This is a genomic window from Pseudenemella bisphenolivorans (genome assembly GCF_051133435.1).
Taxonomy (GTDB): Bacteria; Actinomycetota; Actinomycetes; order Propionibacteriales; family Propionibacteriaceae; genus JAAYAO01.
On record NZ_JBPGNY010000005.1, the window covers coordinates 260,070 to 274,916 of the forward strand.

The following is a 14,847-nucleotide window of genomic DNA, read 5'->3' on the forward strand; positions in this document are numbered from 1 at the left end:
AATCAGGCGGCGCGTTCCGCCTTGCGGTCGGTCACTCCCGGAATGTTCAGGGGCCAGAACAACAGCAGCCCGAGCAGCAGCGTGACCACGATGCCCATGATGCCCCAGCGCACCCCACCGATCCGGGTGAACAGCGCCACCAGAGCCGGGGACAGGAAGGTCACCGCACGTCCGACCGTGGCGTAGAGGCCGAAGATCGCGTTCTGCTCCGAATCGGGTGCGGCCCGCACCAGCAGCGTCCGGGAGGCCGACTGCACCGCCCCCACCAAGGAAGCGATGAACAATCCGGCGATCCAGAAGACCAGTGCATTGTTGGCCACGATGATGATCGCCCCGCTGATCACCATCGCGATCAGGCAGGCCATCACCACCGGTTTCGGGCCGAACCGGTCATCGGCCCGGCCCAGGGCCCAGGTACCGAAGGCGGCGATGGCGTTCGCGACCAGACCGAAGACGATCACCTCTTCGGTGCTGAAACCGTAAGCGTTCGCCGCGATCACCCCGGCGAAGGCGAAGACCGCCCCCAGGCCGTCGCGGTACACCGCCGAGGCCACCAAAAAGTGCAGCGTGGAACGCCGCTGCCGCCACATGTCGACGATCTCACCGAAGACCTCACGGTAGGCGGTGATCGGGTTGAGTTTGCCCGGCTTGGCATCGGTGGCGTTGGGGCCCCAGAAGAACACCGGCAAGGACATCACCAGCAGCCACAGCGCACAGAACAGGGCGATACCGCGGTAGTTGACCGCATCGTCGGTCGGCAGACCCAAGCCGTTCTGGACGAACCCGAACAGCGCCACCACCAGACAGATCACCCCGCCCAGGTAGCCCAGTGCCCAGGCGGTGCCCGAGATCCGTCCGATGTTGTCCTTGGTCGAGATCAGGTTCAGCATCGCGTAGTAGAAGACATTCGCGATCTCCTGGAAAACTCCCGCCGCCGCAATCAGCGCCGCGCCCAGATACAGGAAGGAGTCCTCGGGGCGGACGAACCACAGCGCGGCCACGCAGATGATCACGAACATCGTGGTGACCGCCAGCATCAGCCGTCGGTTCTTCACCCGGTCGGCCCAGGCACCCACTGCGGGCGCCAACAGGGCGACCAGGACGCCGGCGGCGGTTTGCATATCGGCGAAGACCTGCTGCCCGCGCTCCTCGTTGGCCGCGACCCCGGTGGTGAGGTACACCGAGAACACGAACGACAGGATCACCGTGTTGTACGCGTTGGACCCGAAGTCCCACAGACTCCACGAGACGATCTGACGGCGACGGCGCCCGTCATCGGCGGCGGGCGGTTCCGACGGCCCCGTCGGCAGTGGCGGTTCGCTGAGATTGCTCACGGGCCACAACGTAGTGCACCCGGGCGTGGTTCAGGCGTCGATTCGTTCACTGTCCAGTGCATAGGCACCGTCGACGATGAACTCCTTGCGCGGGGCCACCTCGTTGCCCATCAGGATTTCGAAGACCTCCTCGGCCGCCTCCAGGTCGTCCACGGTGAGCCGGCGCAGGGTGCGGTGCTGCGGATCCATCGTGGTTTCCTTGAGCTGGTCGGCGTCCATCTCACCCAGGCCCTTGTACCGCTGCGGGTCGGCGAAGGCCTGTCCGCGCTTGGTCAGCTCGGCCAGGGTGCGGCGGTATTCGGCCTCGTTGTAGGTGTAGATGTACTTGGCCTGGCCCTTGCGCGGTTTGGTGATCTCGAAGCGGTGCAAAGGCGGTACCGCGGTGTAGACCCGGCCGGCTTCCACCATCGGGCGCATGTACCGGAAGAACAGGGTGGCCAGCAGGGTGCGGATGTGCGCGCCGTCCGAATCGGCGTCGGCCATGAAGATGACCTTGCCGTAGCGGGCCGCATCCAGATCGAAGGTGCGTCCCGAACCGGCACCGACCACCTGGATGATCGAGGCACACTCGGCGTTCTTCAGCATGTCGCCGACCGAGGCCTTCTGCACATTCAGGATCTTGCCCCGAATCGGCAGCAGCGCCTGGAACTCCGAATCCCTGGCCCGCATCGCGGTACCCAGGGCCGACTGGCCCTCGACGATGAACAGTTCGCACCGGTCGACGTCGGTGGAGCGGCAGTCCTTCAGCTTCGACGGCAGCGAGGACGATTCGAGCGCGTTCTTGCGGCGCTGGGCCTCCTTGTGGGCCCGGGCCTGCACCCGGGTGCGGGAGGCCGAGACCACCTTCTCCAGCACCGTGCGGGCCTGACCCTTCAGGCTGGCCTTGGTGGAGTTGAAGAAGGAGGTCAGTTCGGATTCGACGACCCGGGCAACCAGTCGCGACACCGGCGGAGTGCCGAGCACTTCCTTGGTCTGGCCCTCGAACTGTGGTTCGGCCAACCGCACCGTGACCACTGCAGTGAGGCCTTCCAGGGTGTCGTCCTTGGTGACCTCCTCGCCGGCCTTGAGCAGGCCGCGGCGGCCTTCCATCGCCTTGCTGACCGCCCGGGTCAGGCCCCGTTCGAAGCCTTGGACGTGGGTGCCGCCCTTGGGGGTGGCGATGATGTTGACGAAGGATTTCAGCACGGTGTCGTAGCCGGTGCCCCAGCGGACGGCGATGTCGACCACCAGGTCGCGGTCGACGTCGGTGGCGGTCATCGTGCCGTTCTCGTCCAACATCGGCACGGTTTCGGTGAACCGGTCGGTGCCGCTGAGCCGCAGCACCTCGGTGACGCCGGCGTCGGGGGCGAGAAACTCGCAGAACTCCGAGATGCCGCCCTCGTGGACGAAGACCTCCGGTTCGGCCTGCGGGTCGGTGCGGTGGTCGGTGACCGTCAGGGTCAGGCCCGGCACCAGGAAGCTGGTCTGGCGGGCCCGGTTGTGCAGATCGGTGAGCGACAGTTCGGCATCGGCCAGGAAGATTTGTCGGTCGGGCCAGTAGCGCACCCGCGATCCGGTGACGCCCTTCTTGGCGCGCCGCAGTTTCTTCAGCCCGCCGCCGGGGGTGAACGGGGCGTCGGGCCCGTCGCCGCCGAAGGTGCCGGGCTGGCCGCGGCGGAAGGACATTCCCCAGGTGGCTCCGTCACGATCGACCTCGACGTCGAGACGGGAGGCCAGCGCGTTGACCACCGAGGCACCCACGCCGTGCAGGCCACCGGTGGCGTTGTAGGACCCGGCCCCGAATTTGCCGCCGGCGTGGAGCTTGGTGAACACCACTTCGACCCCGCTCAGCCCGGTGCGTGGTTCGATGTCGACCGGGATGCCCCGGGCCCGGTCGTGCACAGCGACCGACCCGTCGGCGCCCAGTTCCACATCGATGCTGGTGCCGAAGCCGCCCAAGGCCTCGTCCACCGCGTTGTCGATGATCTCCCACAGACAGTGCATCAGCCCCCGGGTGTCGGTGGACCCGATGTACATCGCGGGTCGCTTGCGCACCGCTTCGAGTCCTTCCAGGACGAGCAGGTGGCGGGCTTCGTAGTCACGGGACTCCCCGTGCAACGTGGGCGTGGTCTTACCGGTCTTGCTGGGCACCCGTTGAGCCTACCCGGATTCCGGGCGGCGATCGGGTGATGTGATTGCGGGTGTCGCCAGCGGTTGTCCCTCGAAACAGGTACTCTCGACGAAACGGGAATGATTACACTGCTTCGACTGTTGCAGATAGTGATGCCCGTTGAGACACAGAGAGGGGCCACCATGACCACGACCGTTGTCGATGACACCTTGACCGCCGGTGACCGCTGCGATCGTTGCGGCGCCCAAGCCTACTTTCGGGTAGTGATGCACAGCGGTGGTGAGTTGTTCTTCTGTGCCCACCATGGCCGTGCCCATGCCGACAAGCTGAACCAGGTAGCCCTCAAGATCCACGACGAGTCCGACAAGCTCAGCTGAGCCCGGTCTCGACGGCTCCGTCGCCCTCGGGCGGCGGGGCCGTTTTTGTTCCCGCACCGCTATGGAAAGGACCACGTGCATGACCCGCCCACCCCTGTCGGCCCTGGAGTTGGCCACCGTGAACGTCGACCAGACCACCGCCGAGGCTCTGGCCGACAGCATCGAGGTGGCCCGGGTGGCCGAGGAACTTGGGTTCCGGAGGTTGTGGGTGGCCGAACACCACAACATGGGTTCGGTCGGGTCGACCAATCCCCCGGTCTTGATCGCCGCGATCGCGGCCCTCACCGAACGGATCCGGGTCGGATCGGGTGGGGTGATGTTGCCGAACCACGCCCCCTATGTGGTGGCCGAACAGTTCGCCATGTTGGAGGCGCTGTACCCGAACCGGATCGATCTGGGGCTCGGACGAGCGCCCGGCACCGACCAGTTCACCGCTCGGGCGCTGCGCCGTACCGGACATGACGATGTCGAGCAGTTCCCCCAGCATGTGCTGCAACTGATGAGCTGGCTGGGTGACAACCGGTTGACCGAACCGTTGTCCGAACGGCTGTCGGTCACTCCCAAGGCGGTCACCTACCCGGAGATCTGGTTGCTCGGCTCGAGTGGGTATGCCGCGCAGTTGGCCGGAGTGTTGGGGTTGCCGTATTGCTATGCCCACCACTTCGGCACCCTCGACCCGGCGGCGGTGATGAACCTGTACCGGGAGTCCTTCGAGGCCTCACCGGTGCTGGACGAGCCCCACGCGATGGTGTGCACCTCGGCGCTGAGTGCCGACACGGGCGAGGAGGCCGAGTTCCTGGCCGGACCGTCGCGGATGATGGCCCTGGAACTGCGCTCGGGCAACCCCCGCCGGGTGGTCTCCCCCGAGGTTGCCGCCGAGCGCGGCTTCACCGACGTGGAGTTGGAGCAGTTGAAGCTGCTGCCGGCGGTGAAGTACGTCGGCACCCACGAAGAGGTGCTGGGCGACCTGGACGCCCTGATCGCGGCGACCGGGGTGCAGGAGTTGATGCTGACCGGGTCGACGTACGGTGCCGCCCCGAAGATCGCCACCTATCGGGCGCTGGCAGAGCGCTGGTGACTGCTCGCCGGTGAATGCCGCCGAGTGATTACCGGCCCGTGACCGGCTCGGTGCCGGCCGGTTCGGCGTCGAGGTCGACGAAGTTGGTGATCGTGCCGGCGTCGTCGTACTGCACTTCGAGCTGGGCACCGTCGGCGAAGGTGATCAACTGGGTGCGATCGGCGTTTGCGACTTGGAGCCGGTGCACATTGGCGTAGGTCTGCACCGCGAGCCGGTCGTGGCCCGGGTACAACTTGGTGCCGGTCATCAGGCGTTGGGCGAAGTTCTGTTTGTTCGACACCGGGGCGGGTACCTGCTGGTCGAGCACGGCCAGGTACAGCTTGCCGCCGGGCCGGTTGGTGACGTACATCGCCTGGGCACCGAGCAGACCCACCGCGGCGATCGCGACCGTGCCGGCCGGGCCCAACCCGACATCGCGCACACCGCTCAGTTCGAACTCCGGTTCGTCGAGCTCCCAGATGCCGTAGGTGGCTGCCTGGCGGCGCAGCCAGCGGCCGGGATCGAAGATCGGTGAGCCGAGGTCGACGCCCAGGGTTTCATTGGCCCAGCCCCACAGCCAGGTGTTGTCCACCTCGGCGTAGGAACCCAGCACCGCGACTTGCACGGTGAGGTCACCGAGGGTGAGGGTGCCCGCTCCCAGGTCGACATCCCAGCCCGAATCGTCGTGCATTCCGGCCAGTGCGGCCTGGCGTTCGGCCACCACCGCGGAATATGCCGCGGCACACCGGTTCAACTCGTCGTGGGTTCGTTCCTCGGACATCGGGCTCCTGTGTTCGGCTGACAACCGCGGGCAACAGTACCAAGCCCCGACCCGGTGCGATCCGAGCGTGGCGGCAGCGGCCGTTCCCCCACGATCCACCGACGGTGGTCGTGGAGAATGACGGAATCAATCGAGGTAATCGCGAAGGACTTGCGAGCGCGACGGGTGGCGCAGCTTCGACATGGTCTTGGATTCGATCTGCCGGATCCGTTCCCGGGTCACCCCGTAAACCTTGCCGATCTCGTCCAGGGTCTTCGGCTGGCCGTCGGTCAACCCGAACCGCATCGACACGACACCGGCTTCACGTTCCGAGAGGGTGTCCAGCACGTCGTGGAGCTGTTCCTGCAGCAGGGTGAAGCTCACCGCGTCGGCGGGCACCACGGCCTCGGAGTCCTCGATCAGGTCACCGAACTCGGAGTCGCCGTCCTCACCCAGCGGGGTGTGCAGCGAGATCGGTTCGCGACCGTACTTCTGCACCTCGACGACCTTCTCGGGGGTCATGTCGAGTTCCTTGGCCAACTCTTCGGGGGTGGGTTCGCGGCCCAGGTCCTGCAGCATCTGGCGTTGTACCCGGGCGAGCTTGTTGATCACTTCGACCATGTGCACCGGAATCCGGATGGTGCGGGCCTGGTCGGCCATCGCGCGGGTGATCGCCTGCTTGATCCACCAGGTGGCGTAGGTCGAGAACTTGAAGCCCTTGGTGTAGTCGAACTTCTCCACCGCACGGATCAGGCCCAGGTTGCCTTCCTGGATGAGGTCCAGGAACAACATGCCGCGGCCGGTGTAGCGCTTGGCCAGCGACACCACCAGACGCAGGTTGGCCTCCAACAGGTGGTTCTTGGCCTTGCGTCCGTCCTCGGCGATCCACTCGAAGTCCTCACGGTCGTTCTCGGCGACTGTGCCGACCTCGTCGTTGAGCTGCTCATCGGCGAACAGGCCGGCCTCGATCCGCTTGGCGAGTTCGACCTCCTGCTCGGCGTTCAGCAGCGCGACCTTGCCGATCTGCTTCAGGTAGTCCTTGACCGGGTCGGCGGTGGCGCCGGCGGCCATCACCTGCTGCTCGGGCTCGTCGGCGTCGTCGGCGTCGGAAAGGGAGAAGCCCTGTTCCTCGGTGAGTTCCTTCTCCAGCTTGGCCTCGGCCTCGGGCTTGAAGTCCTTCTCGTCGACATCGTCGAGGCTGCGCTTCTTGCCACCCACGGTGAGGACGACGTCGTCGCCCTCCAAGGTGGCCTTGACCTCGGCACCGGCCGGGATCAGCGGACCTTCGTCATCGACCTTCTTCGCCGGGGCCTTCGCGGCGGTCTTGCTCGCGGCACTCTTGGCGGTGGTGCGGCGGCGGGTGGTCTTCGGCTTCTCCTCGCCCGCCTCGGCCGCGTCGTCCTTGGCCGTGGTCTTGCGGGCCGGGGCCTTCTTCGCCGGCGCGGCCTTCGCAGTAGCGGATTTCGTGCTGCGGCGGGTGGTGGTCGGCTTGGTCTCCTCGGCCGTGTCCTTGGGTGCGTCCTTGGCTGCCGAGGCGGTGCTCGACTTCGCCGTGGTTCGCCGTGCCGGAGCCTTCTTGGCCGTACCCGCCTTGGCGGTGGTACGGCGGCTCCGGGTGCTCTTGGCAGTCCCGGTTTCCGCTTCGGCGGTAGTGGACTTGCGGTCTTCGGAGAGTGCGGACACAAAGAACCTCTCGGCTGCGAACTGTTTACGGGCGCACGCCACCAGACCTGTTGTCAAGAGGCGGGCCTTCCGTCATTGTGCCACGTCGATCAACCAAGACGAACTCACATCTTGCGATCGTGGCAGATTTTGGTGAACTCCTCCCCCGGTGTCGGCCGGTACACACCGACTCTACGCCCCCGATGGTTAACCACCCGACGGACGGGCATCGCGGGGTTTCAGCGACGCTGCAACAACGCCAGATACATGGCATCGGTGCCGTGTCGGTGCGGCCACAACTGCGCCGACCAGGCGCCCGGGGCGAGTTCCCGGCGCCGCACGCCGGCGACATCTCCCAGAGCGGACGGGGCATCCAGTACGGTGACGTCGTCGCGTTCGGCCAGCACCGCGGCGACGACCTCATCGGTTTCGGCCGGGTGTGGGGAACAGGTGACATAGGCGACCACACCGCCCGGCGTGTCGGCACCAGCGGGCTTCGCGGCGTCCAGGGCCCGGTGCAGCAGGGTGCGTTGCAGGGGCACCAAGTCCGACAGCGCCCCGCTGCTGCGACGCCAACGCGATTCGGGACGTCGGCGCAGCGACCCCAGACCGGTGCAAGGCACGTCGGCCAGCACCCTGGCGAAGCTGCCCTCCCGCCAGGCCGGACGGGTGCCATCGGCGGTGATCACCCGCGGCAGACCGGGATAGGCGCGCAGGGAGCGGGCGACCAGGCGGGCGCGATGGTGTTGTAGTTCCGCGGCCAACACCCAGGTGTGCTGTTCGGCGGCCAGACCGTGCAGCAGGGCCGATTTGCCGCCGGGTCCGGCGCACAGGTCCAACCAGGCACCGGACGGCGCCTCGGGCACGGTGAGGGCCCGGGAGACCAACTGGGAGCCTTCGTCCTGCACCCCGGCCCGACCGGCGCGCACCGCGTCGAGGTCGCCCGGATACCCCGTGGCGTGAACTCCGAAGGGTGACAGTTCGGTGGGCCGTCCACCGGATGCCGCCACCAGTTCGTCGCGGGTGGCCAAGCCCGGACGCACCACCAGGGTCGGACTGGCTGGATCATTGTCGGCCGCCAACAGCTCGGCGAGTTCATCACTCGATTCCCCTGCCGGGCAGGCGGCCAGGGCGGCGGCGAAGGCGTCCACGATCCACCGGGGATGGTCGTGTTCGACAGCCAGAGCGTCTCGGGCGGACATGCCTTCGGTGATCCGCGCGTTCCATGCCTGCCGGTCGTGGGCGGCAACCTTGCGCAGTACGGCGTTGACCAAGCCGGTGACCCGCTCCCCCACCGCGGCCGCAGCCAGGTCGACCGAGGCGTCCACCGCGGCATGGGTCGGTACGCGCATCGCCAGCAGTTGGTGCACGCCCAGGCGGAGCACATCCAGTACCGCGGGTTGCAGTCCGGAGACCGGTCGGCCGGAGGCGGCTTCCAGGATCAGGTCGTAGCTGCCCTCGGCCCGGCAGGTGCCGTGCAGGAGTTCGGTGGCGAAGCCGGCATCGCGGCCGCCGATCCGGCGTTCGCGCAGCAGGTCGGACAGCACCAGGTTGGCGTAGGCGTCATCGGCGTGCACCGCTCGCAGGGCGTCATAGGCCACCCGCCGGGCCGGGTCGACCGGGCGGCGACGGCGACGCTGTCTCGGACGGCTCATCGTCCGAGCGTCCAGGGACCCTCGACACGCAGCCCGCGCGCCCAGTCGACGGCTCGCATCGGCTTCTTGCCGTGGGCCTGCACCTCGACCAACTCGACCGCACCGGTACCGCAGGCGACGGTCACCGCCCGTTTGGTGATCGTGACCTCCCCGGGGGCACCCGAACCCTCGGTGCGGCGGCAGCGCAGCACCTTGAGGCGTTCCCCGCCGAGATCCTCGGGCATCGTGGTCCAGGCCCCGGGGGCCGGGGAATGACCACGGATGTGGCGATCGACCCGGTCGGACGGCGCCTGCCAATCGATCTGCGCGCCGGTGACGTCCAGTTTGGCGGCGGTGGTGATGCCCTCGTCCGGTTGCGGGGTGGGTTGGACGCCGGCGGCGATGTCGTCCATCGTCTCGACCATCAACCCGGCACCGACCTCGGCGAGCCTGGTCAGCAGGTCGCCGGCGGTTTCCTCGGCTCCGATCGGGGTGCGCAGGGTGCGGTAGATCGGCCCGGCGTCGAGTTCGGGCACCAGCGAGAAGGTCACCGCGCCGGTTTCGGTGTCCCCGGCCAGAACCGCCCGCTGTACCGGGGCGGCACCGCGCCAACGCGGCAGCAGCGAGAAATGCAGGTTCACCCAGCCGTGCGGGGCCAGGGCGATCACCTCGGCCGGAATGAGTGCCCCGTAGGCGACGATCGGGACGCAGTCGGGGGCCAACTCTGTGAGGCGGGAGATGAAGTCCTCGTCGCGGGGCCGGTTCGGGGTGAGCACCTCGATGCCCAGCTCGGCGGCCCGCCCGGCCATCGGGCTGGGCCGCAGCCGTCGGCCCCGCCCGGTGGGGGCGTCGGGACGGGTGAGCACGGCGATCACCTCGTGATCGCTGGCGTGCAGGGCGTCGAGGGTCGGTAGGGCCACCTCGGGGGTGCCGGCCACAACAAGTCGCATGCCAGGCATTCTGGCACTCATCCCCAGCACGTCCTCAACCGAAGTGTCGTGGGTCGACCACGATCCGTACCGGGCCCTCATCCTTGCGGGCCGAGCGGATCGCGGCCGCGGACTTCAGGGCCGCCACCACCGGGTGGCGCGCCTGTTGGTCGGCCAGCAGCACGGTGCGCACCCGCGGTTCGACCGCAGCCTGGTCGACCGGGCCCAACCACTGCACGAGCTCGTTGACGGGTGGGGTGGTGGCCGGGCCGGTGTCGCTCCGGGACAGTTCGACCCGCAACACATCGCTGTAGTCGCGCACCGCCTCCGGGGAGCCGGTCACCGTGGCGGCCACTACGGCCGGTGGCATGCCGGCTTGTTCGCGTTCGTCCAGTTCGCGTTCGGTGAAGCCGACCGGGTCGAGCCGCACCAGGGCCTGCAGGGTGCGGTCGCCGGAATCACCCACCGCCATCACGGTGCCGCCGTCGCCGCCCGGGCGCACCAGGGCCGTTGCGGCCAGCCAGCGGCGCAGGGCTTCTTCGGCGGCGCGCAGGTCGGCCCGGTTGAGCAGCAGGTCGGTGTCCAGCAGGATCGCCGCCGCATAGCCGGTGCCGTCGGTGACCGGGGGTTCTGCGCCGGGGGTGGCCACGATCAGGGCCGGTTCGCCGGTGACATCGTCGAGCACCCGTTCGCCGCTGGAGCGCCGTACCCGTACCTGGGGGAAGGCGCGGCCGATCTCCTCGGCGGTGCGCTCGGCGCCGACCATCGGGGCGCGCCAGGTACGTCCGGCGCATTCGGGGCAGGCCCAGTCGGTGTGCACCCGTCCGCAGCGGCCACAGGACAGGATGCCGTTGCGTCCTGCCTGACAGGGCCCGGAACAGTCCGGGCAGTGCACCGGGGCCCGGCATCGTTGGCAGTGCAGGGACAGTTGGTAGCCGGCCCTCGGCACCTGGATCAGCACCGGCCCGGACGCCAGCGCGGCCCGGATGGTGGTGAACACATCGTGCGGCAGCCGGGCGCTGTGCGCGGCCGGATCCCGGTCGGGGGCGCGCTCGTCGGCCGAGGCGATCGCCACCCGCGGGCTGTGCCGCCGGGTCTTGGCCGGGGTCAGCATCAGGGGTCGCAGCCAGTCGCGGCGCACCCACTGTTCGACCTCGGTGGTGCGGGTGCGGGCGCCGATCACCAGCGCCGCCGGTGCCAGCCCGGCTCGCAGGGCCAGCACCTCGCGGGCATGCGGGTAAGGAGCGCGGGGTTCGGCGTGCAGGTCGTCACCGTCGTCCAACAGGCCCAGAAATCCGAGATTGGGTACCGGTGCGAAGGCCGCAGCCCGGGTGCCGATCACCAACTGCACATCGCCGCGCAGGGCGGCCAGGAAGGCCCGATACCGGGCTGCCGGGCCCAGGTCGGCGGTCAACCGGACGTAACCGCTCGGGCCGACCACCTCATCGCAGATCGCGGCCATCCGTGCCACATCACGATTGTCCGGTACCACGATGAGGGCTCCGCGGCCTGATTGCATGGTGGCGACGGCACAGGCCACCAGGCCCCGGTCGAGGTCACCGATCGGGTCGGCGGTGGGGGCGGCCTGCCAGGCGGCCCGCGGTACCCCACCTTCGGCCAGGGCCTGCAGCAGACCCTCCCCGGTTGGGTAGGCGGATAACGGGTTGGGATGCGCGGCGGCCGCGGTCAGGTCGACAGGTGGACGCAGTGCGGGGGTGGCCTTTTCGGTCTTGGCGTGTCGCGGTGGCACCGCGAGGCGCACCACGTCGGCGAAGGTGCCTGCGTAGTGGTCGGCCACTGCGCGCACCAGGTGGGCCACCTCGGCGGTGAGCACCGACTCGGAGGACACCACTGCGTGAATGCCACTCAGCGAGCCCTGGTGGTCGCTGTCGGTGGGCAAATCCAGGATGTAGCCGTCCACCAGTCGCCCGCTGAACCGCACCCGCACCCGACAACCCACCCGGGCGACCTCGGCCTGTTCGTCGGTGAGCCGGTAGTCGAACAGCCGGTCCAGATGCGGCAGGGGCACGTCGACGGCCACCCGGGCGATTCGGGTGGTGCCGGCGTCGACCAAGGCATCCATCACCCGCCCAGCCTAGAAGCAGCCGCCGACAAATCCCGCCTCGGCGGGTGCCGCCGGGGGGTCAGCCGCGGACGGCCGCGGCCAGAGCCTCGGCCCGGTCGGTGCGCTCCCAGGTGAACTCGGGCAGTTCCCGACCGAAGTGACCGTAGTTGGAGGTCTTGCGGTAGATCGGCCGCAGCAGGTCGAGGGCCTCGATGATCGCGGCCGGCCGCAGGTCGAAGACCTCGCTGATCGCGGTTTCGATCTGGTGGTCGGGCACCTTGCCGGTACCGAAGGTGTCGACATAGAAACCGACCGGACGGGCGGTGCCGATCGCGTAGGCGACCTGAACCTCGCAACGATCGGCCAGCCCGGAGGCGACCACGTTCTTGGCCACCCAGCGCAGGGCGTAACTGGCCGAGCGGTCGACCTTGGAGGGGTCCTTGCCGGAGAAGGCGCCACCACCGTGGCGGGCCATGCCGCCGTAGGTGTCGACGATGATCTTGCGTCCGGTCAGTCCGGCATCACCCATCGGCCCACCGATCTCGAAGATGCCGGTGGGGTTCACCAGCAGACGCACATCCTCATGGGCCAGGTCGTAGTCGTTCAGGGTCGGAATGATCACATGCTCGCGGATCCGCGGCACCAGGAAGCCCTCGAGGTCGAGGTCGCGGGAGTGCTGGCTGGACAGCACCACGGTCTCGATGCCGGCCGGCACCCCGTTCTCGTAGGCGACCGTCACCTGGGTCTTGCCGTCGGGGCGCAGCTCGGGGATGATCCCCTCCTTGCGCACCCGGGTGAGCCGCTCGGCCAGCCGCTGGGCCAGGTCGATCGGCAGCGGCATCAGGTTCGCGGTTTCGGTGCAGGCGTAGCCGAACATCAGGCCCTGGTCGCCGGCGCCCTGCAGGTCGAAGGGGTCGACCGCACCGTCGTGCCGGTTCTCCCAGGCGGTGTCGACGCCCTGGGCGATGTCGGGTGACTGGGCCCCGATCGACACGGTGACGCCACAGGAGCGGCCGTCGAAGCCCTTGTCGGAGGAGTCGTAGCCGATGCCGAGGATGGTCTCGCGCACCAGGGCGTGCACATCGGCATAGGACTCGGTGGTCACCTCACCGGCGACCATCACCAATCCGGTGGTCACCAGGGTCTCGATCGCGGCGCGGGTGTGCAGATCCTGGGACAACATCGCGTCCAAGATCGCATCGCTGATCTGGTCGGCGATCTTGTCGGGGTGACCTTCGGTCACGGCTTCGGAGGTGAAGAGACGACGGGTCACGAATACTCCTGCTCTGCTGCACGGCGGGCCGATCGGGCCCGATGTTGCCAAGGGGAACCTTACTGGCGCGGCCCAACCCGGCGAGCGGCGTCCAGAATCACATGGGCCACCACCGACTTGGCACTGGTGTGTTCGGCGACGATGCCGTCGGCGTTCAGTACCGTGATCGTGTTGTCGGGGGCGCCGAAAACCCGTCCGGACGACACGTCGTTGCACACCAGCAGATCACAGCCCTTGCGGCGCAGTTTCGCGGTGCCGAGTTCGACCAGGGCTTCGGCACTGCCGGCGGTTTCGGCCGCGAAGCCGACCAGCACCTGCCGCTGATCGCCACGTTCGGCGCGTTGCTGCACCAGGCCGGCCAGCACGTCGGGGGTTTGTTCGAACTCCACCGCGAGGGTGTCGTCACCGGACTTCTTGATCTTTCCGGTGGAGAACTCCTTCGGCGTGTAATCGGCCGGTGCGGCGGCCATGATCACCAGGTCGGCGTTCGGGGCGAGTTCGGTCATCGCCTCGGCCAGGTCGCCGGTGCTGATCACGTGGCGCACCTCCACCCCGCTGGGCACCGGATGTTCGATGTGCCCCGCGACCAGGGTGACTTCGGCGCCACGCAGGGCCGCGGCCCGGGCCAGGGCGATGCCCATCAGGCCGGACGAGGCGTTGCCGAGGTAGCGCACCGGATCGAGGTGTTCCCGGGTTCCGCCGGCCGACACCACGACCCGCATCCCGCGCAGGTCCTGATCCGTGGCCGATCGGGCGATTTCGGGTTCGGCCAGGATCATGGCGGCGATGTCGTGGATCTCGACCGCCTCGGGCAGGCGTCCGGGCCCCGAATCGGCACCGGTGAGCCGCCCACTGGCCGGGTCGATCACCAGGACCCCGCGTTCCCGCAGGGTGGCGACATTGGCCCGGGTGGCGGGGTGCTCCCACATTTCGGTGTGCATCGCCGGGGCCATCACCACCGGGCAGTGGGCGGTGAGCAGCACGTTGGTGAGCAGGTCGTCGGCCCGTCCGCTCGCCGCGCGAGCCATCAGGTCGGCGGTGGCGGGCGCGATCACGACCAGGTCGGCCTCCTGGCCGATCCGCACGTGTGCGACCTGGTCGGTGTCGTCCCAGACCTCGGTGCTCACCGGGTTTCCGGACAGGGCTTCCCAGGTGGTGGCACCGACGAACTTCAGCGCGGCGCGGGTGGGTACCACCCGTACTTCGTGGTTGTCGGCGCGCAACCGGCGAACCAGTTCACACGCCTTGTAGGCCGCGATGCCTCCCGCGACACCGACGACTACTCGGCCCATGACTCAGGCCAGCGTGGGGCCGTCGTCGTCGATGGCGTAATCGTCGAAGGACGCCACGTCGGCCAGCGGCTGCTCCGGCTCAGCGTCGGGGTCGAAGGGCTTCGACTCGAGCACCCCGGCCTCGATCTCACGCAGCGCGATGGACAGCGGCTTCTCCTGGATTCCGGTGTCCACCAGCGGGCCGACATTCTCCAGCAGGCCCTCGCCCAACTGCGAGTAGTAGGAGTTGATCTGACGGGCACGCTTGGCCGCGAACAACACCAGGCTGTACTTGGAGTCGACGGCATTGAGCAGGTCGTCGATCGGCGGGTTGATGATCCCGGAAACGGTGGTCTGGTCGATCAAGGGAAGCCC

At 68.4% G+C, this 14,847-nt stretch carries 12 protein-coding genes; 2 read left to right on the top strand and 10 right to left on the bottom strand.

The genetic code is table 11. The annotated features are described in order from the left end of the window. Positions 1–2: 2 nt before the first annotated feature. Both ACR4XW_RS13485 and ACR4XW_RS13490 read right to left on the bottom strand, forming a co-directional pair. Positions 3–1,334 carry an MFS transporter gene (locus ACR4XW_RS13485; protein WP_434761079.1) on the bottom strand — a complete coding sequence of 444 codons (1,332 nt, stop codon included), beginning with the start codon at positions 1,332–1,334 and terminating at the stop codon, positions 3–5. Between the two features lie 30 nt (positions 1,335–1,364). Then, a complete protein-coding gene (locus tag ACR4XW_RS13490) occupies positions 1,365–3,464 on the bottom strand; it encodes a DNA gyrase/topoisomerase IV subunit B (RefSeq protein WP_434761080.1) in 2,100 nt (699 codons plus the stop codon). Between the two features lie 162 nt (positions 3,465–3,626). On the opposite strand from ACR4XW_RS13490, the gene ACR4XW_RS13495 reads away from it, so the two are divergent. Further along, on the top strand, positions 3,627–3,821 hold the full coding sequence (locus ACR4XW_RS13495; protein ID WP_434761081.1) for a DUF7455 domain-containing protein: 195 nt from the start codon (positions 3,627–3,629) through the stop codon (positions 3,819–3,821). A 79-nt stretch (positions 3,822–3,900) separates the two neighbouring features. Further along, positions 3,901–4,899, top strand: coding sequence for an LLM class flavin-dependent oxidoreductase (locus ACR4XW_RS13500; protein WP_434761082.1), 999 nt, complete (start codon positions 3,901–3,903; stop codon positions 4,897–4,899). Positions 4,900–4,927: 28 nt separating this feature from the next. On the opposite strand, the gene ACR4XW_RS13505 is transcribed toward ACR4XW_RS13500, so the two are convergent. The 8 genes from ACR4XW_RS13505 to rpoZ form a co-directional block, all read right to left on the bottom strand. Continuing rightward, positions 4,928–5,659, bottom strand: coding sequence for a DUF6882 domain-containing protein (locus tag ACR4XW_RS13505; protein WP_434761083.1), 732 nt, complete (start codon positions 5,657–5,659; stop codon positions 4,928–4,930). A gap of 126 nt (positions 5,660–5,785) precedes the next feature. Then, positions 5,786–7,321 (bottom strand): RNA polymerase sigma factor, encoded by a 1,536-nt coding sequence (locus ACR4XW_RS13510; RefSeq protein ID WP_434761084.1) that lies wholly within the window; start codon positions 7,319–7,321, stop codon positions 5,786–5,788. Between the two features lie 218 nt (positions 7,322–7,539). Next, on the bottom strand, positions 7,540–8,955 hold the full coding sequence (locus ACR4XW_RS13515; RefSeq protein ID WP_434761085.1) for an RsmB/NOP family class I SAM-dependent RNA methyltransferase: 1,416 nt from the start codon (positions 8,953–8,955) through the stop codon (positions 7,540–7,542). Next, a complete protein-coding gene (gene fmt, locus ACR4XW_RS13520; RefSeq protein WP_434761086.1) occupies positions 8,952–9,884 on the bottom strand; it encodes a methionyl-tRNA formyltransferase in 933 nt (310 codons plus the stop codon). The genes ACR4XW_RS13515 and fmt overlap by 4 nt, the downstream gene beginning before the upstream one ends. A gap of 34 nt (positions 9,885–9,918) precedes the next feature. Next, complete coding sequence (locus tag ACR4XW_RS13525) at positions 9,919–11,946, bottom strand: primosomal protein N' (RefSeq protein ID WP_434761186.1); 2,028 nt, start codon at positions 11,944–11,946, stop codon at positions 9,919–9,921. 61 nt (positions 11,947–12,007) lie between these two features. Then, complete coding sequence (metK, locus tag ACR4XW_RS13530) at positions 12,008–13,201, bottom strand: methionine adenosyltransferase (RefSeq protein ID WP_434761087.1); 1,194 nt, start codon at positions 13,199–13,201, stop codon at positions 12,008–12,010. A 59-nt stretch (positions 13,202–13,260) separates the two neighbouring features. Further along, entirely contained in the window at positions 13,261–14,493 is a 1,233-nt protein-coding gene (gene coaBC, locus ACR4XW_RS13535; protein WP_434761088.1) for a bifunctional phosphopantothenoylcysteine decarboxylase/phosphopantothenate--cysteine ligase CoaBC, read from the bottom strand. A gap of 3 nt (positions 14,494–14,496) precedes the next feature. After that, entirely contained in the window at positions 14,497–14,835 is a 339-nt protein-coding gene (gene rpoZ / locus ACR4XW_RS13540; RefSeq protein WP_434761187.1) for a DNA-directed RNA polymerase subunit omega, read from the bottom strand. Positions 14,836–14,847: the final 12 nt, after the last annotated feature.

Excerpts from the sequence above, each read along its gene's own strand:
- ACR4XW_RS13525 (WP_434761186.1), bottom strand. The coding sequence starts at position 11,946 with ATGGATGCCTTGGTCGACGCCGGCACCACCCGAATCGCCCGGGTGGCC.
- ACR4XW_RS13515 (WP_434761085.1), bottom strand. The coding sequence starts at position 8,955 with ATGAGCCGTCCGAGACAGCGTCGCCGTCGCCGCCCGGTCGACCCGGCC.
- coaBC (WP_434761088.1), bottom strand. The coding sequence starts at position 14,493 with ATGGGCCGAGTAGTCGTCGGTGTCGCGGGAGGCATCGCGGCCTACAAG.
- fmt (WP_434761086.1), bottom strand. The coding sequence starts at position 9,884 with ATGCGACTTGTTGTGGCCGGCACCCCCGAGGTGGCCCTACCGACCCTC.
- ACR4XW_RS13495 (WP_434761081.1), top strand. The coding sequence starts at position 3,627 with ATGACCACGACCGTTGTCGATGACACCTTGACCGCCGGTGACCGCTGC.
- ACR4XW_RS13505 (WP_434761083.1), bottom strand. The coding sequence starts at position 5,659 with ATGTCCGAGGAACGAACCCACGACGAGTTGAACCGGTGTGCCGCGGCA.
- ACR4XW_RS13500 (WP_434761082.1), top strand. The coding sequence starts at position 3,901 with ATGACCCGCCCACCCCTGTCGGCCCTGGAGTTGGCCACCGTGAACGTC.